Source organism: Caproicibacter fermentans (genome assembly GCF_009746625.1).
GTDB classification, from domain to species: domain Bacteria; phylum Bacillota; class Clostridia; order Oscillospirales; family Acutalibacteraceae; genus Caproicibacter; species Caproicibacter fermentans.
On record NZ_VWXL01000053.1, the window covers coordinates 147081 to 167822 of the forward strand.

General features: G+C 47.9%; 29 protein-coding genes and 2 other RNA genes. 23 read left to right on the forward strand and 8 right to left on the reverse strand.

Features of this window, described 5'->3' with window-relative positions:
• Positions 1-34 precede the first annotated feature (34 nt).
• On the reverse strand, positions 35-991 hold the full coding sequence (locus CAFE_RS10270) for a glycosyltransferase family 2 protein (RefSeq protein ID WP_156990579.1): 957 nt from the start codon (positions 989-991) through the stop codon (positions 35-37).
• A gap of 414 nt (positions 992-1405) precedes the next feature.
• On the opposite strand from CAFE_RS10270, the gene CAFE_RS10275 reads away from it, so the two are divergent.
• Positions 1406-2251, forward strand: a complete 846-nt coding sequence (locus tag CAFE_RS10275) for an SDR family oxidoreductase (protein WP_233452776.1) — start codon at positions 1406-1408, stop codon at positions 2249-2251.
• A 58-nt stretch (positions 2252-2309) separates the two neighbouring features.
• Here the strand turns inward: CAFE_RS10275 and CAFE_RS10280 are convergent, their stop codons facing one another.
• From CAFE_RS10280 to CAFE_RS10295, 4 genes are all read right to left on the reverse strand, one after another.
• A complete protein-coding gene (locus CAFE_RS10280) occupies positions 2310-2876 on the reverse strand; it encodes a uracil-DNA glycosylase (RefSeq protein ID WP_066650000.1) in 567 nt (188 codons plus the stop codon).
• Between the two features lie 72 nt (positions 2877-2948).
• Complete coding sequence (locus CAFE_RS10285; RefSeq protein WP_066650003.1) at positions 2949-3728, reverse strand: YhfC family intramembrane metalloprotease; 780 nt, start codon at positions 3726-3728, stop codon at positions 2949-2951.
• A gap of 37 nt (positions 3729-3765) precedes the next feature.
• Positions 3766-4338: an SdpI family protein gene (locus CAFE_RS10290; protein ID WP_156990580.1), complete on the reverse strand. Its 573-nt coding sequence runs from the start codon at positions 4336-4338 to the stop codon at positions 3766-3768.
• Positions 4316-4612 carry an autorepressor SdpR family transcription factor gene (locus CAFE_RS10295; protein WP_156990581.1) on the reverse strand — a complete coding sequence of 99 codons (297 nt, stop codon included), beginning with the start codon at positions 4610-4612 and terminating at the stop codon, positions 4316-4318. The genes CAFE_RS10290 and CAFE_RS10295 overlap by 23 nt, the downstream gene beginning before the upstream one ends.
• A gap of 452 nt (positions 4613-5064) precedes the next feature.
• Here CAFE_RS10295 and ffs point away from each other — a divergent pair.
• From ffs to ssrA, 6 genes are all read left to right on the forward strand, one after another.
• Positions 5065-5165, forward strand: an RNA gene (gene ffs, locus CAFE_RS10300) — signal recognition particle sRNA small type.
• Positions 5166-5240: 75 nt separating this feature from the next.
• Positions 5241-6887, forward strand: a complete 1647-nt coding sequence (gene dnaX / locus CAFE_RS10305; protein WP_156990582.1) for a DNA polymerase III subunit gamma/tau — start codon at positions 5241-5243, stop codon at positions 6885-6887.
• Between the two features lie 15 nt (positions 6888-6902).
• Positions 6903-7253, forward strand: coding sequence for a YbaB/EbfC family nucleoid-associated protein (locus CAFE_RS10310; RefSeq protein WP_066650029.1), 351 nt, complete (start codon positions 6903-6905; stop codon positions 7251-7253).
• Between the two features lie 3 nt (positions 7254-7256).
• Positions 7257-7865: a recombination mediator RecR gene (gene recR / locus CAFE_RS10315; protein ID WP_066650031.1), complete on the forward strand. Its 609-nt coding sequence runs from the start codon at positions 7257-7259 to the stop codon at positions 7863-7865.
• A gap of 78 nt (positions 7866-7943) precedes the next feature.
• A complete protein-coding gene (gene smpB / locus CAFE_RS10320) occupies positions 7944-8408 on the forward strand; it encodes an SsrA-binding protein SmpB (protein WP_066650033.1) in 465 nt (154 codons plus the stop codon).
• Between the two features lie 11 nt (positions 8409-8419).
• Positions 8420-8791, forward strand: a transfer-messenger RNA (tmRNA) gene (gene ssrA, locus CAFE_RS10325).
• Between the two features lie 118 nt (positions 8792-8909).
• Here the strand turns inward: ssrA and CAFE_RS10330 are convergent.
• Complete coding sequence (locus tag CAFE_RS10330; protein ID WP_156990583.1) at positions 8910-10100, reverse strand: site-specific integrase; 1191 nt, start codon at positions 10098-10100, stop codon at positions 8910-8912.
• The gene (locus tag CAFE_RS10335) at positions 10072-11079 is read right to left on the reverse strand and encodes a hypothetical protein (RefSeq protein ID WP_156990584.1); all 1008 of its coding nucleotides are present in this window, start codon (positions 11077-11079) and stop codon (positions 10072-10074) included. Before CAFE_RS10335 ends, CAFE_RS10330 begins: the two co-directional genes overlap by 29 nt.
• Positions 11080-11381: 302 nt before the next feature.
• On the opposite strand from CAFE_RS10335, the gene CAFE_RS10340 reads away from it, so the two are divergent.
• The 15 genes from CAFE_RS10340 (at position 11382) to CAFE_RS10410 (ending at position 20216) form a co-directional block, all read left to right on the forward strand.
• A complete protein-coding gene (locus CAFE_RS10340; protein WP_156990585.1) occupies positions 11382-11561 on the forward strand; it encodes a hypothetical protein in 180 nt (59 codons plus the stop codon).
• A 20-nt stretch (positions 11562-11581) separates the two neighbouring features.
• Positions 11582-11818: a hypothetical protein gene (locus CAFE_RS10345; RefSeq protein WP_156990586.1), complete on the forward strand. Its 237-nt coding sequence runs from the start codon at positions 11582-11584 to the stop codon at positions 11816-11818.
• Between the two features lie 10 nt (positions 11819-11828).
• Entirely contained in the window at positions 11829-12575 is a 747-nt protein-coding gene (locus CAFE_RS10350) for a DUF4373 domain-containing protein (protein WP_156990587.1), read from the forward strand.
• Complete coding sequence (locus CAFE_RS10355; RefSeq protein WP_156990588.1) at positions 12572-13792, forward strand: replicative DNA helicase; 1221 nt, start codon at positions 12572-12574, stop codon at positions 13790-13792. The genes CAFE_RS10350 and CAFE_RS10355 overlap by 4 nt, the downstream gene beginning before the upstream one ends.
• Positions 13789-14025: a hypothetical protein gene (locus CAFE_RS10360; protein ID WP_156990589.1), complete on the forward strand. Its 237-nt coding sequence runs from the start codon at positions 13789-13791 to the stop codon at positions 14023-14025. The genes CAFE_RS10355 and CAFE_RS10360 overlap by 4 nt, the downstream gene beginning before the upstream one ends.
• Before the next feature lie 20 nt (positions 14026-14045).
• A complete protein-coding gene (locus CAFE_RS10365) occupies positions 14046-14669 on the forward strand; it encodes a hypothetical protein (protein ID WP_156990590.1) in 624 nt (207 codons plus the stop codon).
• An 84-nt stretch (positions 14670-14753) separates the two neighbouring features.
• Positions 14754-15593, forward strand: a complete 840-nt coding sequence (locus CAFE_RS10370; protein WP_156990591.1) for a sigma-70 family RNA polymerase sigma factor — start codon at positions 14754-14756, stop codon at positions 15591-15593.
• Positions 15562-15816 (forward strand): hypothetical protein, encoded by a 255-nt coding sequence (locus CAFE_RS10375; protein ID WP_156990592.1) that lies wholly within the window; start codon positions 15562-15564, stop codon positions 15814-15816. Before CAFE_RS10370 ends, CAFE_RS10375 begins: the two co-directional genes overlap by 32 nt.
• A 14-nt stretch (positions 15817-15830) precedes the next feature.
• A complete protein-coding gene (locus CAFE_RS10380; RefSeq protein WP_156990593.1) occupies positions 15831-16232 on the forward strand; it encodes a phage tail assembly chaperone in 402 nt (133 codons plus the stop codon).
• A gap of 163 nt (positions 16233-16395) precedes the next feature.
• Positions 16396-17853: a hypothetical protein gene (locus CAFE_RS10385; RefSeq protein ID WP_156990594.1), complete on the forward strand. Its 1458-nt coding sequence runs from the start codon at positions 16396-16398 to the stop codon at positions 17851-17853.
• Position 17854: 1 nt separating this feature from the next.
• Positions 17855-18241, forward strand: a complete 387-nt coding sequence (locus CAFE_RS10390; RefSeq protein ID WP_156990595.1) for a hypothetical protein — start codon at positions 17855-17857, stop codon at positions 18239-18241.
• Positions 18238-18405: a hypothetical protein gene (locus CAFE_RS10395; protein ID WP_156990596.1), complete on the forward strand. Its 168-nt coding sequence runs from the start codon at positions 18238-18240 to the stop codon at positions 18403-18405. The genes CAFE_RS10390 and CAFE_RS10395 overlap by 4 nt, the downstream gene beginning before the upstream one ends.
• A 19-nt stretch (positions 18406-18424) precedes the next feature.
• Entirely contained in the window at positions 18425-18679 is a 255-nt protein-coding gene (locus tag CAFE_RS10400; protein WP_156990597.1) for a hypothetical protein, read from the forward strand.
• A gap of 13 nt (positions 18680-18692) precedes the next feature.
• Entirely contained in the window at positions 18693-19277 is a 585-nt protein-coding gene (locus CAFE_RS10405) for a hypothetical protein (protein WP_156990598.1), read from the forward strand.
• 90 nt (positions 19278-19367) lie between these two features.
• Positions 19368-20216 (forward strand): zinc ribbon domain-containing protein, encoded by an 849-nt coding sequence (locus CAFE_RS10410; RefSeq protein ID WP_156990599.1) that lies wholly within the window; start codon positions 19368-19370, stop codon positions 20214-20216.
• A gap of 30 nt (positions 20217-20246) precedes the next feature.
• On the opposite strand, the gene CAFE_RS10415 is transcribed toward CAFE_RS10410, so the two are convergent.
• Positions 20247-20459: a hypothetical protein gene (locus tag CAFE_RS10415; protein WP_156990600.1), complete on the reverse strand. Its 213-nt coding sequence runs from the start codon at positions 20457-20459 to the stop codon at positions 20247-20249.
• A gap of 101 nt (positions 20460-20560) precedes the next feature.
• Here CAFE_RS10415 and CAFE_RS19680 point away from each other — a divergent pair, with 101 nt between their 5' ends.
• Positions 20561-20737 (forward strand): hypothetical protein, encoded by a 177-nt coding sequence (locus tag CAFE_RS19680; protein WP_166525112.1) that lies wholly within the window; start codon positions 20561-20563, stop codon positions 20735-20737.
• The last annotated feature ends 5 nt before the right edge of the window (positions 20738-20742 follow it).

Genomic DNA, 20742 nt, shown 5'->3' on the forward strand with positions numbered 1-20742 from the left:
AGACGGCTTTTTTGATGTTTTCGGGCCGTCAGGATCAATTTTCATGATTCGTCTTGTGGTGCTTCATTCTGCGAATCTCGTGAAACTCATTCAAACGAAGTTCAAAGTCCTGTCGGTTTTGCTGAGCCAGAACGTCCAGTATTACTCCGCAGAAAATGGAAAGCAGCGCGCCCAGCGTCAGAAAACCGCTGACAATCAGGGTGGGAATCCGCGGGACCAGGCTTGTTCTGAGATATTCGATGAAAACGGGTGCAATCAGGACGGCGCCGAGCAAAAACATCAGCCCGCCGAGAAATCCGAAGAATTGAAACGGACGGCAGTTTTTATACAGCCGTACCACGGTTCGCAGTACTTTGATCCCGTCGGAATACGTGTTCAGCTTGGATTCGCTGCCCGCCGGACGGTCCCGGTAGGGCACGACGACATTTTCAATTCCCAAATTTTTATCCAGAGCGTGAATGGTCATTTCCGTTTCGATCTCGAATCCCTTTGATAAAACCGGAAATGTTTTGACGAACTCATAACTGAAAGCGCGGTACCCGGTCAAAATGTCGCTGATGTCCGTGTGAAACAGGAAATTGATGGATCTTTTCACCAGCGTATTGCCAACACTGTGGAACGGCCTTGAATTCTCCTGAAAATAAGTAGCGGAGAGCCGGTCTCCGATTACCATATCTGCTTTTTCATTTAAAATAATGTTTGCCATCTGCCGGGCACATTCGGCAGGATAGGTGTCGTCCCCATCGGCGATAATATAACACTCGGCTTCGATGTCACGGAACATGCTGCGGATGACCTGACCTTTCCCCTGGCGGTATTCGTACCGCACAACCGCGCCCGCTTCTCGGGCGGCAAGGTCCGTTCCGTCCGTCGAGTTGTTATCGTAAACGTAAACAACAGCCTGCGGCAGTGTGCGCCGGAAATCCGAGATCACCTTTGCCACGGTCCGCACTTCGTTGTAACAGGGGATCAATACTGCAATTCTGTCCATGTGCAACCTCCAATTCGCGATACCTTTTCCCGATATACGGGAGCAGCATTCAAATGTTCATCAGTCATTCATTCTTACTTTCTTCACAGATATTTCTTATTTCATTTATATTCGATTCACTTCACGGACATATTGGGGCCTTATACTAAGATTATTCCGAAAGAGAAGAGAACATAAGATCAATATGGATTATAAGTCTCCCCGCGAGGGGATTAACCAATTTTTTTCATAATACTTTCTCTCCACTTGCCGCCCCGAAAGGGGCGGCATTATTTTTCGGGATAGGGCTTGCAAAAAAGGCTAAACTATTTTAGACGTTAAGCCGGCAGATTCTGTCCGGAAAAACAAGTGAAAGGATTGATGATTTTGGCAGACATCAAAAGCACCTATCAGAATGCCCCGGCGGCAACGCCGATGGATTTTCCGGCCCAGCATCAGGGCAAACAGCCGGGCTGTCAGCAGCAGATGAATCCGCAGCCGGTCACCGACAATCCCGCCTACCGGGGCTGCCAGAAGCTGCAGAACCGCGTTGCCGTCATTACGGGCGGAGACAGCGGGATCGGGCAGGCGGTGGCGGTCGCTTTTTCCAAGGAAGGCGCGGACATTGTATTTGCCTATTTGGAAGAGCAGGAGGATGCGGACAAGACTTTTCAAATGGTAAAGGCGGCGGGAAGACAGTGCACCGCGGTGAAATGCGACCTGCGCAAGGAATCCGGCGCGATTCAGGTCATTGACAAAGCCATGTCCGTTTTCGGAAAAATAGATGTTCTTGTCAATAACATTGCGGTGCAGTTTCCGCAGAACGGTATGGAACAGATTTCTTGCGAACAGCTCTATAACACCTTTGAAACAAATGTGTTCAGCTGTTTTTATATGACGAAAGCCGCCTTGCCTCATATGAACCAGGGCGGTTCCATCATCAGTACCGCTTCCGTCACCGCGTATCAGGGAAATCCATCTCTGATTGACTACTCCGCAACCAAAGGCGCGATCGTTTCATTTACAAGGTCGCTGTCCCAGTCAATTGCGTCCAAAGGCATCCGCGTCAATGCCGTGGCGCCGGGGCCGGTATGGACTCCGCTGATTCCATCCAGCTTCGATGAGCAGAGGGTTTCAGCCTTTGGCAAGGATGTGCCGCTCGGCCGGGCGGCGCAGCCGTTTGAGCTTGCGCCGGCTTACGTCTATCTGGCCTGCGAAGACTCGGCCTGCGTAACCGGTCAGGTCATTCACGTGAACGGCGGCGTGATTACGGAAAGCTGAACAGAAAAGGGACGGGCTAAATGCCTGTCCCTTTTCTGTTGTCGGGTTCACGAAAACATTACTCAATTCCAAGCTCGTTCATTTTATCCCGCAGCTTTAGAAAATCCTCGAAGGCGCCCGGCTTGTTGTTCGGGTTGCGCAAAAGCGCCGCGGGGTGGAGCGTCGCGGTCATCAAGACTCCGCTTTTTTCGGTGAACAATCCGTGTTCCTTCGTGATTTTAAAATCCGGACGAATCAGTTTCATCGCGGCGATGCGCCCCAGACAGACGATAATTTTCGGCCTCATCAGCGCAACCTGATTCCGAAGCCAGCCGATGCACTGCTCCTGCTCCTCCGGCATCGGGTCGCGGTTCTTCGGCGGCCTGCATTTGACGATGTTGCCGATATAAATGTTTTTGTCACGGCTGAGATCCACCGCGTCAAGCATTTTGTCAAGAAGCTGTCCGCTGCGTCCGACGAACGGTCTGCCCTGCAGGTCCTCCTGCTCGCCCGGCCCCTCGCCGACAAACAGGACTTTTGCATCCCGGTTTCCCATTCCGAATACGACGTTGGTACGCCCTTCGCACAGTCCGCATTTGGTGCAGTTCAGACACGCGTGCTCCAGTTCTTCCCATGTTTGATACAACTGTAATCGCCGCCCTTTTTGTCGTTTCCTGTCTCTATTATAACATACGAAAAGGCCTTGGAAAAGGGCGGATCATGCGCTTTCGTCTGTCAATTCTTTCTTCTGAAACGCCGGACGCATTTGAAATACAAGCCACAGGCCGGCAGCGCCGACAATGCCGACGGCAAATTCGCTGGCCCAGGCAGTTCCGTATTTCGAGAGAAGCGGGATGACCGAATCCGTCAGGGTATGAGCGGCGAGCGCATACAGCCAGAAGCGGAATTTTCCTTCTCTGACGCCGAGAAACACCAGGACGGACGCGAAAACATGAAACAGGACGGTAAAGATACGTTCCCAGACAGCCATGTAAACGGTGTACGGCGCAACGGCCAAAAGCGCGTCGACAGCCGGCTTTAGAGCCGGGGCGGATGCGGGAAGAGTGCCGTTGTTCAGCATCAGACAGAAAATCAGGTTGGAAACCTCCGTCAGACCGACCAGCAGCACGGTTTCGCACAGACCATGGCCCAACCCGAACGCGACCGCGTCCCGGAAGGCCCGCTGCTTTTTCAAAAGATAACGAGCGCCGAGATAACGCGCGCCCTCTTCAAACAGCCCGGCGGTGAATGCGAGCGCAATCACATAGGGGATAAAATTGTTTTTCGCAAAGGCTTGAAACCACTCCTGCTTGCCCAGTGCGGACAGAATCGGCAGGCGCAGGCAGATTTGAGAGACAAAAAACGCCGCAGCGCCGATCCACATGGGCTTTTGGCTGATTTTGTGCTTCAGGCAAAGTACGAAAAGCAGGATTGCGGGAACAATCAGCGTGCAGACCGCCGCAAAGGCAAACGCCAATAAAACGGACAAAGAAATCATGAATATCATCTCTGGTTCTTTAAAATTTTCAATCCTCTCAGTTGCCGCGCCTGAAAATCGCGTAGGAATAAATCATCGGCGCAATCAGTACACCGCCCGCCACCCAGATGGGCCCCGCCATGCGGTGCGTTTTTTCCCAGTTGCTTTCGCTGGCAAGCGTCCACGGGACCCGGATCCCCATCGTATAATTGAACTTGCATTTTGGAAGGTAATTTCCGATGACGGCGATGCCGATTCCAACCAGGGCAGTGACGATCATGTTCATGTTAAAGCGAACGTCCAGAGCACTTAGGATAACAAAAATATCCATTGCGTTTGCGAGGATGACGATGAACCACAGGGAGATGCCTCTCATTTGCGGAGAGCGATCAATATTTTGGCTTCGCGGGTCAATCTTCAGCATGATTTTGACAAGCACGGCAGCCGCGAGAATGATCGCCGGAAGGGCGAACAGCCCGAATGCTTTGGAACTGTAACCGTCCGCAGCGCCGGCGCTGTTCCAGTGATCCGCGATCTGATCCGGCAGATAGGGATAAAACGCAGCTGAAATCAAAAATGGCAGAACGGCGAAAAACCAGTAAAACAAATCACTTTTTTTCAGCTTCTTCATGGGAATCTCCTTTTTGATCCAAAAATGTTTGAAACCAGTTCAAGACTTCTTCAAAGACGGAGAGGTTCAGCTCATAAAAAATATACTTTCCCTCGTGCCGGTCGAAAACAAGTCCCGCGTCTTTCAAAATTGCCAGGTGATGGGAAACCGTTGCCCCCGTCATGGAGAAATGAGCGCCGATTTCTCCCGCAGACAGCGGCCGTACCCCCAAAAGATTCAGAATTTCGCGCCGCGTTGGGTCAGAAAGTGCTTTGAAGGTGTTTGCAAGAGCCAAGCGGTCACTTCCTATCGTTTAGACGTTCATCTAAATGAAACAATACCATGTGCTTATCAGCTTGTCAAGATCCATATGCTGCATGCTGCCATGAGTCACGTCTTTCCGCGCAAACTTGCCGGTTGGATTCCAATGTGGTATGATAGCGGAAAACAGTACGCATCCCTGCAGGGGGATCTATGAAAAACGATGCTCAAGCACTGAGAAAGCGGGGGCAGCTCGCGGAAAAAGAGCGGCGGAGGCTTCTGGGAATCCGGAAGAGGAACTCCCGGATGTTTTTTCCAAGGAAGCGGCAGAACGTTCCTTGAAGATGATTGGGGCCGGCACCCCGGATGACCCGAAAACATAAAATACGGGTTGTCTTTTCGGGAAGAATAGGGTATAATAACAACGTGATCTTTACACACGCAGAATAAAGCAAGGCAGAAATGCGTGCGATGGGATATGCGGCCGGGCGGGCTCTGTGCGGCGGGGCGCCGTGAACCATGTCAGGCGGGGAACCGAGCAGCATTAAGCGGAGTTGCTCCGTGCGACGCAGTTAAGTCTGTTCGTCCGCATATCCAATCGCATGAGCGCCGCGGCATCGCGGCCTGTCTTGCTTTCCGTTTTTGGAGGGCGGTGATTTGGCATGTATCAGGTGCTGTACAGAAAATGGAGGCCGAAGTCCTTTTCCGACGTAGTCGGCCAGCCGCAGGTCACCGAGACGCTGAAAAACGAACTGACGTCCGGTCGTGTCGCTCACGCGTATCTTTTTACCGGTTCCCGCGGAACCGGTAAAACCACCTGCGCGAAAATTCTGGCAAAGGCGGTCAACTGCCTGAACCCGAAGGACGGGGATCCCTGCGGGGAATGTGAAATCTGCCGCGGGATCGACGACGGGTCGGTCATGGACATCGTCGAAATCGACGCGGCCTCCAATAACGGAGTCGACAGCATCCGCACCCTGCGCGAAGAAGCGAATTTTACGCCCGCCGCGGCGAAATACCGGGTTTATATTATTGACGAAGTGCACATGCTTTCCGTCGGCGCGTTTAACGCGCTGCTCAAAACGCTGGAGGAACCGCCGGCGCATGTGATTTTTATCCTCGCCACCACCGAGGTTCACAAGCTGCCGGCGACGATTCTGTCAAGGTGTCAGCGCTTTGATTTTCACAGAATACCGCCGCAGGAGATTGCCGAACGGCTCACCTATGTCGCGGAGCACGAGGACGCTTCCATTGAACCGCAGGCGGCGCTTCTGATCGCCCGTCTGGCCGACGGCGCGCTTCGCGATGCGCTTTCGATTCTGGACCAGTGCTTCGGCCGCGCCAAAACGGTGACGGAGGACGTTGTGGTGGAAACGGCCGGACTTGTCGGCCGGAATCATCTGTTTGAGCTGGCCGACGCGGTTCGCCGTCAGGATTCCGCCACCGCGCTTGAGATGATCGACCGCCTGCACGCTTCTTCCAAGGATATGGCTAGGCTGTGCGAGGAATTGTCCTCCCATTTTCGCAGCCTGATGCTGATCAAAACGATGAAAGAGCCCCGGTCGCTTCTCGCGGTGACTGATTCGGAATACGGCGAGCTGACGGAGCAGTCCAGGGCAATTTCGATTGAAACAATCCTGCACGCGATCGACGCGCTGCAGGCGACGCTTGAAAAAATGTTTCGCGGCGGAGACCGGCGGGTTGAATTCGAACTTGCGATGATACGTCTTTGTTCGCCGCGGCTGGATACTTCCGCACAGGCGCTGCTGCGGCGAATCGAGGCGCTGGAGCATGGAGCGCCCCCTCAGCGGACAGCGGCGATGCCGTCCCGGCGCGCGGCGGCCCCGGCAGCTCAAAGAGAAGAGCCGGAACCGCCCGACGCGAGCGGCTGCCCTGAAGCACCGGTCCCGGGGGACATGGAAACGCCCCAAAAGAGGCCTGCCTCTTCGGCGGAACCGGAGCAGGTTATCGGCGAACTGAAAGCGGGCGCGGAACAACTGACCGAATGGCCGGAAATCGTACAGGCCCTGAAAAGCTATTCTCACACGGTCGCCGCGGCGTTCAACGGTTCCACCGCCTATCTCAGCGGGGAGTACGTTCTGATCGACGCACCGAATGAAATTGCATTTAAATTACTTCGGAAACCCGAACAGCGCGAAAATATGCGCAAGGCGATTCAGCAGGTGACGGGCCGGACTTACAATCTCGGCCCATACCGGAAGCCCAAGAAAGACAGCCCGGAGGACGACCCGCTCGCACAACTGGCACAGAAAGCAGAGAATCAGGGAATTCCGGTGGAAACGAAATAACAGGAGGAGATCGCAATGAAAGCAAGACTGCCCCAGGGATACGGCGGAGGCGGCGCTTCCAATCTGCAGCAGATTGCGCGTCAGGCGCAAAAGCTGCAGGAGCAAATGGCACAGACGACCCAGGAATTAGAAGAAAAGGAATACACAGCCTCTTCCGGCGGGGACGCGGTGCGCGCGACCGTGACGGGGAAGATGGAAGTGAAATCGGTTGAGATCAAGCCGGAGGTTGTGGACCCGGAAGATGTTGAAATGCTTTCCGACCTGATCCTTGCCGCGGTGAACGAGGCGTTGCGTTCCGCCGCGAACGACAAAACGGAACAAATGGAAAAGATTTCGGGCGGACTGAATGTTCCGGGGTTCTTTTAAGCGATGCCGGCCTATCATATTCCATCCCTGTCACGTCTGATCGACCAGTTTGAGCGGTTCCCGGGCATCGGCGGCAAAAGCGCGCAGCGTCTTGCCTACTATGTGCTTGGCCTTTCCGATGACGGCGTCAAGGAATTGTCGGACGCGATTCTGGAAGCGCACAAAAAAATTCATTACTGTAAAGTATGCTGCAATCTGACGGATGAGGAGCTTTGCCCGATTTGCCGCAATGCCGCGCGCGATCATTCCGTGATCTGTGTTGTGGAGGATCCTCGCGACGTGATCGCTCTGGAGCGCACCCACGAGTTTAACGCGGTTTATCATGTCCTTCACGGTGTTATCTCCCCGCTGAACGGAATCGGACCCGATCAGCTGTGTGTGAAAGAACTGCTGGCCAGAATCGGGGAGACAGGCCCGAAAGTCACAGAGGTTATCATGGCGACCAATCCGACTGTTGAAGGCGAGGCTACCGCCATGTACATTTCACGGCTTTTAAAGCCGCTCGGCGTGAAGGTTACGCGCCTGGCCTACGGAATTCCCGTCGGGGGAGACCTGGAATACGCGGACGAATTTACGCTGACCCGCGCGCTGGAGGGCCGAAGCGAAATCTGAATCCCGCCGGTTTACATAACTCTTGACAACCGGCGGGAAATATGATATTCTCTAATTCCCGGGGAAAAGGGGCTTTTTATGCAGAAGGATTCTTTTAAAACGATTGCGAAAAATAAAAAAGCCTATCATGACTACTTTGTAGAGGAGAGCATGGAGGCCGGCATCGAGCTTTGCGGGACAGAGGTGAAGTCCATCCGCAATGGTCAGGTGAACCTGAAGGATGCCTGGTGCGCGGTCGACAACGGGGAACTGCAGATCAGAGGAATGCATATCAGCCCGTATGAACACGGGAATATCTTTAACCGGGATCCGATGCGGGTTCGCCGTTTGCTGATGCATAAAAAGGAAATTCTGAGACTGTTCGGACTGGTAAAGCAGAATGGGTATGCGCTGATTCCTTTGTCCGTCTATTTGAAGGGTTCAATGGTCAAGGTCCAGGTTGGTCTTTGCAAGGGCAAAAAGCTGTATGATAAACGTGCCGATATGGCGGCAAGAGCGGCCAAACGTGATATGGAGCGCGCCATAAAGGATCGTAACCGTTAATCCGATAACATGGGGATGTAAAGGCTTCGACGGGGATTGTCAACCAGGGTAAGCGAGTAGCGACGCGGAATGCTTTATTTTCGCAAAGCAATAATAAATGACAAAACTGAAAACGCTAACTATAACTACAATTATGGGATGGCGTACGCAGCCTAATTAGACTGCCGTTCTTACCGGGAGCACCGCGGCCCGGATAAGAGCGTCGATTAGCGGTGAACGTGAACCGGGGAACGCCTTTACCCCGGTCACGGTTGAAAGGCTACCAAAGCGCGAAGCTTGCCGTTGGGCGCCGCGCTGAGGGAATGTTAAATCACCGGCTACACTCGTAGAAGGCCCTGGCAAGCAATTCTCGGACACGAGTTCGACTCTCGTCATCTCCACCAATGAAAAAGGCTTAAAATTCCGCATGAATGCTGGATTTGTGAGCCTTTTCTTTTTTGCAAAATCTTAAAATTGGCCGTTACTTGGCCGTTACAAAGCGAAAAACAACGGACACCATTTTCAGGTGCCCGCTTTTTTTATGTCTTTTTTTAAGGCTAATGCGTCCCCGATTGCATCCGCAGCCCGCGCCTGTGCCTGGGCGAAAGTGTGAGCATAAATGTTCAGTGTCGTTGATGTTTCTGAATGACCGAGGGACGCGGATACCGTTTTAATATCTACCCCGGCGTTTATCAGGAGAGAGGCGTTCAGGTGCCGGAAGGAATGAATGGTCACGCGCCGCATTCCAGTTCTTTCAAAGAACGCGTCAAGCCATTTCAAAGGCGTTGAGGTTCCCATTGGTGCGCCGTTCCAAGCTGTGAAAAGCCGATCCATGTCCTGCCACTTGTCGGCCAGTCTCAACCGCTCTTCGTTTTGCTTGATTCGATATTCCCGCAGCAGGTCAAAGACGGCAGCGGGCAGCTTTAGGGAACGCTGGGATTGTTTCGTTTTCGTCGTATCGGTAAATGTGCCGTGCTTTGTATTGGAGTAGAGCGAGGTCCGGCGAATTGTAATAACGCAAGAATCGAAATCAATATCTTTCCATTCAAGGCCGAGAAGCTCCCCCTTTCGAAAGCCGCCATAAATTGCCAATGTGAAAAAGACGCGGAACGGCATCGGCTCCTTTTCCAATAATTCAAGAAACCGCTGTGCCTCTTCCAGAGAATAACAATCGCGCGGTTTTTGTTTAAGAGGCGGCAGAATAACCCGGCGGCAGGGATTGTCCTTTATCATGTCCTGCTTGACTGCATAGTCAAAAATTGTTGATATGAAAGATAAGTACCCTCTTACGGTTTTCGGAGCCAGCGCACCACCGCCCGTCTTTATATCCGGTTCCTGTAAGTTCTTTATGAATGCTTGAATGTGCCGGGAACTAATCTTGTCCAGTCTCAGACCTCCAATCGCCGCATACGCCCGACCGGTGTACTGCTTGTAGCGGTCAACCGTCCGCGTCCGCAGGTTTGGCTTTGCATATTCATCGAACCATTGAACCGCGAACCGCTCAAATTTGATATTGGCATCCTGAACCGATGCGCCACGGCAGCTTTCCTCAAATAATACTTTTTGCCGGTCCAGCTCCTTTTCAATTTGCCGTTCTGTCATTCCGAGATCAGGCTTCCAGGTCTTGGTTTTCTCAATTTGCCGCCCGGAAGCCGTATAGCCGCAGAAAGCCCGGATACGGTAGCTATTTCCCCGCTTCTGGATTGTTGCCATTGTCAGAAACCTCCTTCGTATTGCTCGATTGTCTTCGTTTGTACGCTTTTTGTGGCGAACATAGAGGACAGTAATTATTATTTTTCCGCGTAGGTTGATACCATTCGCCGCAGCAAGCACAACGCCTGATATTTTCGCCTGATGGATTGGCCATAAGCATAATTAGTTGATACTGTGCAGCATCGAAAACATTTGCCGCCTTTATATAATATTTGAATCCATTTTCATATTTTATTTCACAGGTAAATTTGGTTTTTGACAGCATAATAGTAAAATAATCTGCGTATTCGCTTTGACCAGCGCTTAAATGCTGCATTTCTTTAACTGTTTCAAAATTATGCTTTAAGTCATTCAGATAACTATAAAATGTTCCAATTCTAAATCCTTCTTTTTTAACTGTATTATTTACGGGAGCGTTTGGAATCAATGGGGGAGCAGCATGTTCACAAATGTATTTAAAATCATTTCGACGTTCATAAGGAATGCTATTTCCCTTATTAGCGGGAATGCCTAAATTATTATCCGTGCCCTGTGTGGGAATATCTAAATCACAATCAATGCTCTTGGTAATATCAGATTCAAATGGTATACCATATTTTTTCGCCCATTCTATGGCTAAATTTATTTGTTGCTCAGATATAAATAATTCAATTCTTGATTCATTGCCAAATGGGATTTTCCCGGCTTTATCGATAAGATTCAACAACGAAAAAAATAAATTTGGATCATTTGCTTTAACATGGTTTGTAATTAAATCAGCGTCAAACCGTTTCTTGCCGGATTCTGTTATTTCAATTTCACTAACTGGAATATTGTCTATATTAGTATAAGCTAATGCGCAAATTCCCGGATAAGCTAATTTATCAATTTTATAATCGTCAAATTTAATCAAGTCATATGCAAACTCGGAGGATAAAAACATTCTATTGCCGTCTTGGGTGGTAAACATACCCTCAGCGCTTTTTTTATAATTGCTCATATTTGCCTCCCATCGTTGAAGTTTATGAATAAGTTTATGATTTACAATTTATCTATAAACTATTATACGCTATACTTTGAACAGAATCAAGAACAAATACAAAAATAAAATTGAATCGTCTGGCAAATAGGCACGAGCATTTTCGGATAGTGTGCATTGAGGCTCACCCAAAATTTAAACAGCGCATAGCGCGGCTCGATTGTTAGCGATAAGACCTTGCGGGTATGGGCGAAGAGTTCACCGTATGGGCGGCATTTAACGAAAGTACAGACGGGAAAATACATTGTAAGGAGGTTTGCAAAATGAAAAAGGTAAACCTTGATATAAGAAGACTTATTGAGGAATCTGGATTTCCTTACTGGTTGGTAGCTGAAAAACTCGGAGTTGCCGACACAACGTTCAGCAAGAAACTTCGCCATGAACTTCCACTCGAAGAAAAAGCGAAAATTCGGCAGATCATTCATGAACTTGCCGCAAATTAACGAAAAGGAGGCGCGCCGGATTGGTACGACTCAGGCTATTGGATGAAGTTATTCCCGAAATCAAGAAAATAGACCCCGATACTGCCTTGACCCGGAACGCCGTCCGGCAACTCGGTCTTTCGGGTAAGGTGCCCGTGGTGATGGCAGGTCGCAAACGGATGTACAACTTGGACGCTCTTCTTACTTATTTAGGAAGCCCTGGGGTTGAACAGCCTGAGCAGGTAAACGGCATTCGGGCCGTCCCGGAAAGGCTGTGAAGGTGAATAAATGGCAAGGCCACGGAAAGATACGCTCGACTATTTTCCACACGATACAGACGCAGCAAGCGACGAAAAAATTGAAGCTATGCGTGCCCTGTATGGAAATGATGGATATGCTTTCTATTTTCTTCTTCTTGAGCGAATTTATAAGGGCAATGGAGTTTTAGACATCCAAAACCCGTCTATTAGAACGGCAATAGCGCGGAATATTACGTCGGATAGCGGATTGTTTGACAAAATGCTTGATACTGCCTTTGACATTGGGCTATTTGATAAAGCTTTATTTGATGAAAAAGGTGTCCTATCAAGCCCAGCTATTGAACGGCGTACAACTTCGATAAATGGCGAACGGTCGAGGAAAAGAGAATGGGCACAGCGACAATCAGAGAGGCAAAAAGATATAGATGTCCAAAACCCATCTAATAGACAACAATTGACACACAAAGTAAAAGTAAAAGATAAAATAACCCCTATACCCCCAACGGGGATTGATGGACTGTTTGATACGTTTTGGAAAGCCTATCCGAAAAAGGTCGGCAAGGGCGCGGCAGAGAAATCATTCAAGAAATATAAGCCTGATGATACGCTATTGTCGGCTATGTTAAAAGCCATTATTGTCCAGAAGGATTCCAAAGAGTGGACAAAGGATGAAGGCCAGTACATACCAAACCCGTCAACATGGTTAAACCAGCGCCGCTGGGAAGACGAAACTCCGAGTACAAACAATGAAGGGAGTATACCTTATCTTACATGAAACCGAATTTTATAGCGGAACAAGCGGCCTGTGGCTGTGTAATGATGGATTCAAAGGCAATTATGCCGCTTATCGTTCCAATCGTTGCGGAAGATGATTTTCAAATTCCAGAATACAGAGAGATTTATTCTGCCTGCTTGAAATTATACCGTGAGAACCGGCCCGCTGATGCGGTTACAGTTCTTCCTACCCTCGGGGATGAATATAAGCAGATTGTATTAGAGGCAGCCAGCGCAGCCCCGGCAATAAGCCATTGTGAAGAGTATGCAAGACAAATTCATGAACGCGCACAGCAGATTAAAGCATATGAGAAAACCGCTGTGCTTCTCAATTCGATTGACAGCGGCGAGGATATACCGGTCTGTCAGGAATTAGCCGGTCAGATTATGAAATGCTTTGACAGCGGCAACGAGAAAAACACAGTTTCAGCGGAAGATGGGTTCCTGAATTTTTGTGACAGGCAAGATCACCCGAAGCAATATATCCATACCGGCTTTTCGGTTCTCGATAAGTATTTATTCCTCGACAAAGGCGATTTTATCATTATCGGAGGCAGACCGAGCGCCGGAAAAACAGCCTTTACACTTCAAATGTTGCTTTATATGGCCCGTAGCCTTAACGTAGCGTACTTTTCCCTTGAAACGAAGCCGGAAAAGATATTCGACAGGTTGATAGCGAATTATGGCGGCGTTTCATTTTATGACATTAAAACAAGCAGTCTTAATGAGTCCGATTGGAACAGAATTACACAAAGCTATAACGATTTCCATAAACTCCATTTTCAGATTGTTAAGGCGGCAGGTATGACCACCGAGCAGATCAAGTCTAAGGCGCTGCAACTACATTCGGACATTATCTTTATAGATTACTTAACCCTTATCAAAAACCCGGCTAAGAGCCTGTACGAACGCGCAACGAACATCTCAATGGACTTACATACATTAGCTCAGAAAGACAATATCACGGTTATTGCGTTGTCACAGTTAAATCGTGATGGAAAAACAACTCCTGATATGACAAATCTGAGGGATTCCGGCCAGACAGAACAGGACGCCGACGCAATTCTTTTGATGAACTATAACGATAGAAAGCCGAATGAGCGTGAATTAATCATTGCAAAGAATAAAGAGGGCAAAATAGGCCGGATTCCTCTTGATTTTGACGGTGATAAACAGAAATTTGCACAAGTAGATACAAGATATGGAGGTAATGAATGAATATTATACAAAACAAGCATTTGTCCATTGGCCAAATCAAGAAGATTGAACCGAGGATAAACAGAGTTTTGAATGACGCGGCCCACATTCAAGAGGCAGACTGGCCGGATTATTCAAGATTCAAACAGCGGCTTATTCCATTAGTAGGATATTACTGTAAAAATGAATCGCTTCAAACAAGCGAAGCATACGACATTGTGATATCAGCATTATGCAAAGCGTTAAAAATTTAATTGTTAGAAAGGAAAAATCTATGCTGACACTTTTACAATCGCAACCGAAAATCAAGCCGAGTATGCCGCTGTTGTGGATCAAGGCTTTTCAAAATGCGCTCTTACAGGGAGACTCCAAAAAAATCATTGTAGCTGGAGTAAAGTATATCAATGCTTCCCGGCCCACAAAAGATAAGGCAGACGCGGAACAGGCACAGGGACGCATGGACCTTATCAACTGCATTCAAATGTTTATGGCACGGCTTACGCCAAAAGAATTCATGCAACTTTTCCCGATTAAAAAAGACTATGACGGTGACCGTTGGGGATGCAAGGACTATTTTTATACGATGGAACGCATTCGGGAAATGGATCAAGACAAGCCAATAGGTGGAGAGCTGGAATTATTCAACTTTTTATGGGACTACTGGAATTGGGAAATTGATGAATTTTTAGTTGAATCTTTTTCTTCAATGGATGCCCTGATGCACTCCAAGGGTAAGGAGGGGCCGATGGATATGCTTATGGATGGAATGGGAATGACTCCTTACTATATGAAAAAAGACCCGGTGACCGGGACAGAGTTCATGATTAACGGCGATACCGGCAAGTCAGTATCGATAAAAAAGGCGGTTCCGCGATATTTAAAACTGATTGAAAGCTGAATAAAAATAGCCGCCCCCATTTGGAAGCAGCTTACCGGTAAATTCTTGTTAATTTATTCTACTGCAAAATGGAGGCGGTTGTCAATGACAAATGAAGAACTCGCGGTACTTATTCAGCAAGGCCACAAAGAATATGTTCCGGAACTTTATGAGCAGATCAGGAAGCTTCTAACGAAAATAGCATATCGATATTTCAACCGTTTTAATGATATTTGTTCCCGCTGTGGGATAACGCAAGAAGATTTAAACCAGGAAGGATATTTTGTAATGCTGGAAGCGGTACAAGGCTTTAAACCGGAGCAAGGAAATAAATTTGTTTCTTATCTGAACTTCCCATATTGGAATCATTTTCAGAAATTGACCGGTTGCAAGACCAGCAAGCGGGACCCTATCAACAATTCGGACAGCTTAGATAAGCCGCTGTCATCCGACGATGAAAATTTCACACTGATGGATACGGTCGAAGATAAAAATTCGGGAACGCCGTTTGATGAAGTGGAACGGGGCCTATACCTTTCTTCTTTACATGATGCGATTGAAAAGGGGTTGGAAACGCTGGACTCCATTCAGAAGGATACAATCCAATGCCGGTATTATGAGGGTAAAACCTTAGATCAGACCGGAGAAATTATAGGGTGTTCCCGCGAACAGGTACGGCAGCACCAGCAAAAAGCGTTAAGGACGCTCAGAAAACCGAAAACGGCGAGGACCTTAATCCCGTTTCTTTATGATGAAATGGACGCGAGAGCTTATCGCGGGACCGGGTTAAGTGCTTTTAGAAACCGAGGCGGCAGCGCCCCGGAACTGACGATAGAGCAGATCGAAGAAATGAGGCGGAAATATTCTGTTTCCGCTGTTTACATAGATCATCTTAAAAAAATGGAGGTGCAAAATGGCAAAAACATTGAGTCAGGTATGCAATGAATTGAGGATTCAGACAATTGGAAGCGTGATGCAGAAGCTTCCAACCGACCAGCCCGACGAAGCGTATGTCAAATGGACGCATACGCTGAACTCCATCAGCAAGTTGAAAAATTCTCCGTACCTTGCGCTTATCGCGAAGAATCAAAAAGCAATCAATGAGCTTCAGGCCCGGAAGGAAAACTATTGCAGAATCAGCCCCGAAGATCAAAAATATTTCTTATAAAGGAGTTAACTATAATGAATAATTTAAACAGCTTTTTGAACCCAAAGCGTAAACCTAACCTTAAATTTGTCGTGTCCCCTGATTATGTGGACAAGGACGGAAAGCCCATTGAGTGGGAAATGCGTCAACTCACCGGGAAAGAATCTATTCTGCTTGCGAGTACCTTCCCGGAAGGAATCAGCATGACGGAAACATTGGCACGTTGCGCCGCCGAGTCGATTGTTTACCCGGACCTGCGTAACAAAGAGTTACAAGATGGTATATCTGAAAAAATCGGCCATAGAGTACTTGACCCTTACAATGTATTAATCAATATGGTAACTGATCCTGAACTTGGACGGATACTTTCGGAGTTTTCGGCATTCAACAGCCTGACGTTTGATCTTGAAAAGCGCGTAGATGAAGCAAAAAACTAATCAAGCAGGGTAAGGACGGTATGGCTATATACGCCCATCTTGCCCTGCAAAACCACAACATACTTCCGGGCGAGTTCCTTCAAATACCCGTCCGGGAGCGGGCGTTTATCATAGCAAGCGATTTAATCATATCCGAACAAATGAAAAAGGGAGGTGAAACAGGATGAGCAACACTTTGGAGTCTGTAATGCGTCTGACCGACGAGTATACGGGTACTATGAGAAAAGTTATCAATGCCGCAGATGAATACAAGAGACAGCAGGAAAGCGCGACGAAAGCCACGACCTCTTTTCGGGGAGCCTTGGCGAGTGTTGGCTCTGGTTCCGTTGCGTCTGGACTTGGAAACCTTGCACTAAAAATCGGAGGAATTGTAACAGCGGCCTATGCAGGGAAAAAGGCTGTTGACACACTCTTTGACGCGATTAAGATCGGGGCGCAGCAACAGGTTCAGTTAAGCACGTTCCAGTCTCTGACAGGCAACGCACAGGCGGGAACAGCGCTCTATAATTATGTTTCGGCATATGCGGAAAAGTCGGCATTAGGGCGGGAAGATTTAGCAAATGCGACGGAATCATGGTTATCCTTTACCAAGAATATCGATCAGATCGACCAGCTAAACAAATTGGTTGAACGGTTATATGCAAAGAACCCGGCGCAGGGGGCATCAGGAGCGGTTTTTGCTCTGAAGGAAATCTTAGGAGGCCAGACGCAGAGCATTAAAGACCGATATAATATGACCGGCATTTCAGCGGATAAGATTGTCCAGCTTACCAACAAAGGTGACATTCAGGGAACGATTCGTTATCTGGATCAGGTGTTTAACAAGTTCGGCGCTACGCAGGATGTTGTAAATAAAAATTTTTCTTCCCTCTTGACGCAGACCAATATTTTTACATCGAATCTGAAAACGGCGATGGGTGATGAAGCAAACCCGGCAGTTCAAAACCTCTCGTTGACAATGCAACGATTAAACGCGGATATGAAAGCCGGAAATTATCAACCGTTCTTTAGTGCTATTGCTACCGGAGCGGCAGGAGTAGCTAATGCGGTTGCTTTTGTGGCGCAGAACATTGACAAAATCGCCCCGGCGGTTGCCGGAGTCGCTACGGCGGTTATTACTTTTACATTGGCAATGAATACCGCCCGGACGGTTGCGGAAATCACAGGAGGATCCGTTGCCCTTATGACCGGCCAGTGGATAGCATTCGGGGCCGCTGTTTTAGGGGTTGCAGCAGCCGCAGCGGTATCGAAGTCACTTATGGATAAGGCAAACAGCGAGACTGCCAGCCAAACAAAGGCTCTTTCCGAATATGCAAAAAATTATCAAAAGGTAACAAACGGCGGGACAACCGCCGCGACAACAAAAGTCCCGGTTGAAGTATCGAATAGCAGCCCGATCAAAGTATCCGGTTCCGTTGAAGTGAAAACCGAAAATCTAAAGTATGTTTTGGAAGCTGCGCAAGCAAAGTTCTATGCGCAGTTTAACGCGACGAGTGTAACACCACAGTTAAGAATCGATACAATGAACGTCCATAAAACGACCGACTTTAACGAAGTTGACCGTTATCTTGGGAATCTCCTTTCTCAGCGAGTTTCAGCATCCGCAGGGGGTGTCTATTAACATGCGGGTTAACGAAGAAAAATTGATTGCAGCCCTTCTTTCCAGCAACTCGACGAAAGAAGCCAGCTTAAAAAGTGGGGTTGCCGAACGGACGATTTACACTTACAAACAAAAACCGGAATTCAAGCAACGCCTTAATCAGGCAAAAACCGAAATGCTTGAAATGACGGTTGCAAAACTCAGCAATTCAACCGCAGAAGCAACCGAGGTATTAGCGGACGTAATGAAGGATAAAGAAGCCAATCCTCAGACCCGCATTTACGCCGCGAGAAGCGTTCTGGAATTTGCCGCTAAGTATACGGATACCGTTGATGTCGCACAGCGGTTGGAAGCCTTAGAGCGCCGTCAAGCCGAAAACAGCAGTAAAACCGAGGGGTGGATGGAATGACCAACAAAGCGCGCCTTGAAAAGCTGGAACGAGAATCTCCCGGTCTGGTATCCAGCCGAATTCTTCAAAAGCTCCATGTCGGGTGCGATAATCTTCCGGATTATATTCCGGCAGATCAATTCAAAAAACTATTCAATGAAATGTGGATAGAAGATAAAAATTAATAAAAGAGGGTGTGTTTATATGAACGGCAGAATTCTTACAAAATTAAATGAGATGGAAAAACATTCGCGCGAGTGGACATGGACATTAAAGGACGGCAGCGTCGTTCCAATGCGAGGCGAGTATAGCCCGTTTGAGTTCATTGCGCGGAATGGCAGAGGCATTAAGCCTGAAAAACATCCGGTTTCTTATCATTGCGCTGAATCTCTGGAACCGCTTGAAGCCGCTGTCTTGCAAGCAGCACTTACCACTGCAAGCAGATTTATAAATAATTGAAACGAGGTATATTATGCAGGAAAAATTCGATGAATTAAATAAGATACTTAAATCATTCGCGGCTCTTAAAGCCGATTTCAATACCAAGATCAAAAGCATTGAGGAAAATTCCGCTTATTCTGTGGAGGGGAAGCGACAACTCCGGAGGCCTATTGATGCTGAGTTTGCTCCTGTGGTGGACGAGACCGAGAAGAAGGTTGAGCAACTTTTAAATGAGATCAATGAAGGAATTACAGAACAGGCGGACAATACGGACTTTTTAAGCGATACTCAGTTTACAAACGCGTTAAAGATGATTGAACTTTCGCACGGCGAACTTCCGATTGACGTTGTAGACAAGATAAACTCCCAATTTTCCAATAGCCTCAACGCATTAAAGGCGCTTCAATCCGTATATAAAGCGCAGAAATGTTACCCCGGAAATATTGAGGAAATCATGACGAAACGGGCGCAGCAAGTCCAACAGGCGCAAGATAAAGCCTATTATACTTTTCTGCAAGGGGAACCTTTACAGCCGTTGGCGACGGACATAGCTCAATATGCGAATGATAACGGATTTACGTTTAACACGGACTTTATTTCAATGGATGAAATGTAAAATTAGAGCGGGCCGGATTCATTCCAGCCCGTCCTTTCATATTGACAGCTATTTTATTTCAGAGCATAATAGCACAGAGGGGGGATTGACATGTTTTGCCGAAAATGCGGGAAATCAATTCCAGAGGATAGCGTATTTTGTCCTTACTGTGGGGAAACGGTAAAATTCGAAAAACCGGCAGCAGGAAAAACCGATATCGTTTCTTATGGCCACTGTGAACGTTGTGGAAAGCCGTTACAGGCCAATGATGGAACATTGTGTGCGGAGTGTGCCGCAAAGATGATTGAAAAGTATGCGCCGAAAGAAAAAACGGAGCCAAATGAGCGTTATCCATACGGGGCTTGTGGCCTTTGCGGAGAGCCTTTAGAAGCAGACGATGAACTTCTTATCTGCAAGAAGTGTAAAGCGGCGCAGGATGAGCGAGACAGGACCATAAAAGCATCGAACAGAGAACGAGCAGAGACGAAAAAGCATGGGAGCGCCGGGGGGATAGCTGCTATCTTAGTTCTTGTGTTTTGTGCAATCGGTATGATCGTTTATATTTCACGGAACAGCGGTTCACATCCGGTTAAAGCCAGTACTACCATATCCTCAAATCCGGGCGTTGTTGATTCTGCAATAGTTCAGGAAAATACAACCGAATCATCCAGCAACAGCAGTACGGACGATTTATCTGAGTTAAAAAATCAGGCTTTAACGTATGCGGTTGCATGGGCAGATGAACATATGGCGGACTACGGCAAAATTAGTCCTGGAACCAACCAGAGCGGGATAATTGATGATGGTAGTTTTGTCCTTAAATATGACTTTAGAGCGCCAAACGTTTATGGAGCCGATGAAAAGCACATGATTGTTGAAGTTTATCAAAAGAAAGACGATCAATGGAATATGGAAGCATTTCGATTGGACGATGATTTCTTATTTGATTACAGAAATTAGGGGCTGCATTAAGCTGCCCCTTACTTTTTACTATCCTCGCATAAATTTTAAAAATGGCTCCTTTGGAATCTTGATACGGTTCCCGATAATTATCACTGGGAAACCAAATGAATCGGTATGATTTTTCTTGTCTTCGCGCGCCTGATATCTGAACGTGTTCGCGTCAGCGTTGAGATATTCTCGGACATCCATGATTGAAAGCATGTTCTTCTGGATTTGCTCAATGTCATCAAGGGTTTGCATTTTTATCAACTTCCTTTTTATAAAATTTTCCAAAATAAGTATTGACTTTTGTATCCACATTATATATAATGAATGTATCCACAAAAGTAAGGAGGCTGAGAATGGCAAAAACAGGAAGACTATCCGATGATCCTAAGACGCTTAGTACAAGAGTTAGATTATCGCGAGGTGATATCGAAAAGCTGGATTATTGCCATCAGGTGTTGGGCCTAACCAAAGCGGCGATAATTCGGCAGGGAATTGGAGAAATGTACCAAAAGGCCCTCAAACAGAAATAGAGCAA

Bases quoted from the DNA above. Each gene is read 5' to 3' on its own strand.
- CAFE_RS10270 (WP_156990579.1), bottom strand. From the start codon at position 991: ATGGACAGAATTGCAGTATTGATCCCCTGTTACAACGAAGTGCGGACC.
- CAFE_RS10275 (WP_233452776.1), top strand. From the start codon at position 1,406: ATGGATTTTCCGGCCCAGCATCAGGGCAAACAGCCGGGCTGTCAGCAG.
- CAFE_RS10285 (WP_066650003.1), bottom strand. From the start codon at position 3,728: ATGATTTCTTTGTCCGTTTTATTGGCGTTTGCCTTTGCGGCGGTCTGC.
- CAFE_RS10290 (WP_156990580.1), bottom strand. From the start codon at position 4,338: ATGAAGAAGCTGAAAAAAAGTGATTTGTTTTACTGGTTTTTCGCCGTT.
- dnaX (WP_156990582.1), top strand. From the start codon at position 5,241: ATGTATCAGGTGCTGTACAGAAAATGGAGGCCGAAGTCCTTTTCCGAC.
- CAFE_RS10310 (WP_066650029.1), top strand. From the start codon at position 6,903: ATGAAAGCAAGACTGCCCCAGGGATACGGCGGAGGCGGCGCTTCCAAT.
- recR (WP_066650031.1), top strand. From the start codon at position 7,257: ATGCCGGCCTATCATATTCCATCCCTGTCACGTCTGATCGACCAGTTT.
- smpB (WP_066650033.1), top strand. From the start codon at position 7,944: ATGCAGAAGGATTCTTTTAAAACGATTGCGAAAAATAAAAAAGCCTAT.
- CAFE_RS10330 (WP_156990583.1), bottom strand. From the start codon at position 10,100: ATGGCAACAATCCAGAAGCGGGGAAATAGCTACCGTATCCGGGCTTTC.
- CAFE_RS10335 (WP_156990584.1), bottom strand. From the start codon at position 11,079: ATGAGCAATTATAAAAAAAGCGCTGAGGGTATGTTTACCACCCAAGAC.
- CAFE_RS10340 (WP_156990585.1), top strand. From the start codon at position 11,382: ATGAAAAAGGTAAACCTTGATATAAGAAGACTTATTGAGGAATCTGGA.
- CAFE_RS10350 (WP_156990587.1), top strand. From the start codon at position 11,829: ATGGCAAGGCCACGGAAAGATACGCTCGACTATTTTCCACACGATACA.
- CAFE_RS10355 (WP_156990588.1), top strand. From the start codon at position 12,572: ATGAAACCGAATTTTATAGCGGAACAAGCGGCCTGTGGCTGTGTAATG.
- CAFE_RS10360 (WP_156990589.1), top strand. From the start codon at position 13,789: ATGAATATTATACAAAACAAGCATTTGTCCATTGGCCAAATCAAGAAG.
- CAFE_RS10365 (WP_156990590.1), top strand. From the start codon at position 14,046: ATGCTGACACTTTTACAATCGCAACCGAAAATCAAGCCGAGTATGCCG.
- CAFE_RS10370 (WP_156990591.1), top strand. From the start codon at position 14,754: ATGACAAATGAAGAACTCGCGGTACTTATTCAGCAAGGCCACAAAGAA.
- CAFE_RS10375 (WP_156990592.1), top strand. From the start codon at position 15,562: ATGGCAAAAACATTGAGTCAGGTATGCAATGAATTGAGGATTCAGACA.
- CAFE_RS10380 (WP_156990593.1), top strand. From the start codon at position 15,831: ATGAATAATTTAAACAGCTTTTTGAACCCAAAGCGTAAACCTAACCTT.
- CAFE_RS10385 (WP_156990594.1), top strand. From the start codon at position 16,396: ATGAGCAACACTTTGGAGTCTGTAATGCGTCTGACCGACGAGTATACG.
- CAFE_RS10390 (WP_156990595.1), top strand. From the start codon at position 17,855: ATGCGGGTTAACGAAGAAAAATTGATTGCAGCCCTTCTTTCCAGCAAC.
- CAFE_RS10395 (WP_156990596.1), top strand. From the start codon at position 18,238: ATGACCAACAAAGCGCGCCTTGAAAAGCTGGAACGAGAATCTCCCGGT.
- CAFE_RS10400 (WP_156990597.1), top strand. From the start codon at position 18,425: ATGAACGGCAGAATTCTTACAAAATTAAATGAGATGGAAAAACATTCG.
- CAFE_RS10405 (WP_156990598.1), top strand. From the start codon at position 18,693: ATGCAGGAAAAATTCGATGAATTAAATAAGATACTTAAATCATTCGCG.
- CAFE_RS10410 (WP_156990599.1), top strand. From the start codon at position 19,368: ATGTTTTGCCGAAAATGCGGGAAATCAATTCCAGAGGATAGCGTATTT.
- CAFE_RS10415 (WP_156990600.1), bottom strand. From the start codon at position 20,459: ATGCAAACCCTTGATGACATTGAGCAAATCCAGAAGAACATGCTTTCA.
- CAFE_RS19680 (WP_166525112.1), top strand. From the start codon at position 20,561: ATGGCAAAAACAGGAAGACTATCCGATGATCCTAAGACGCTTAGTACA.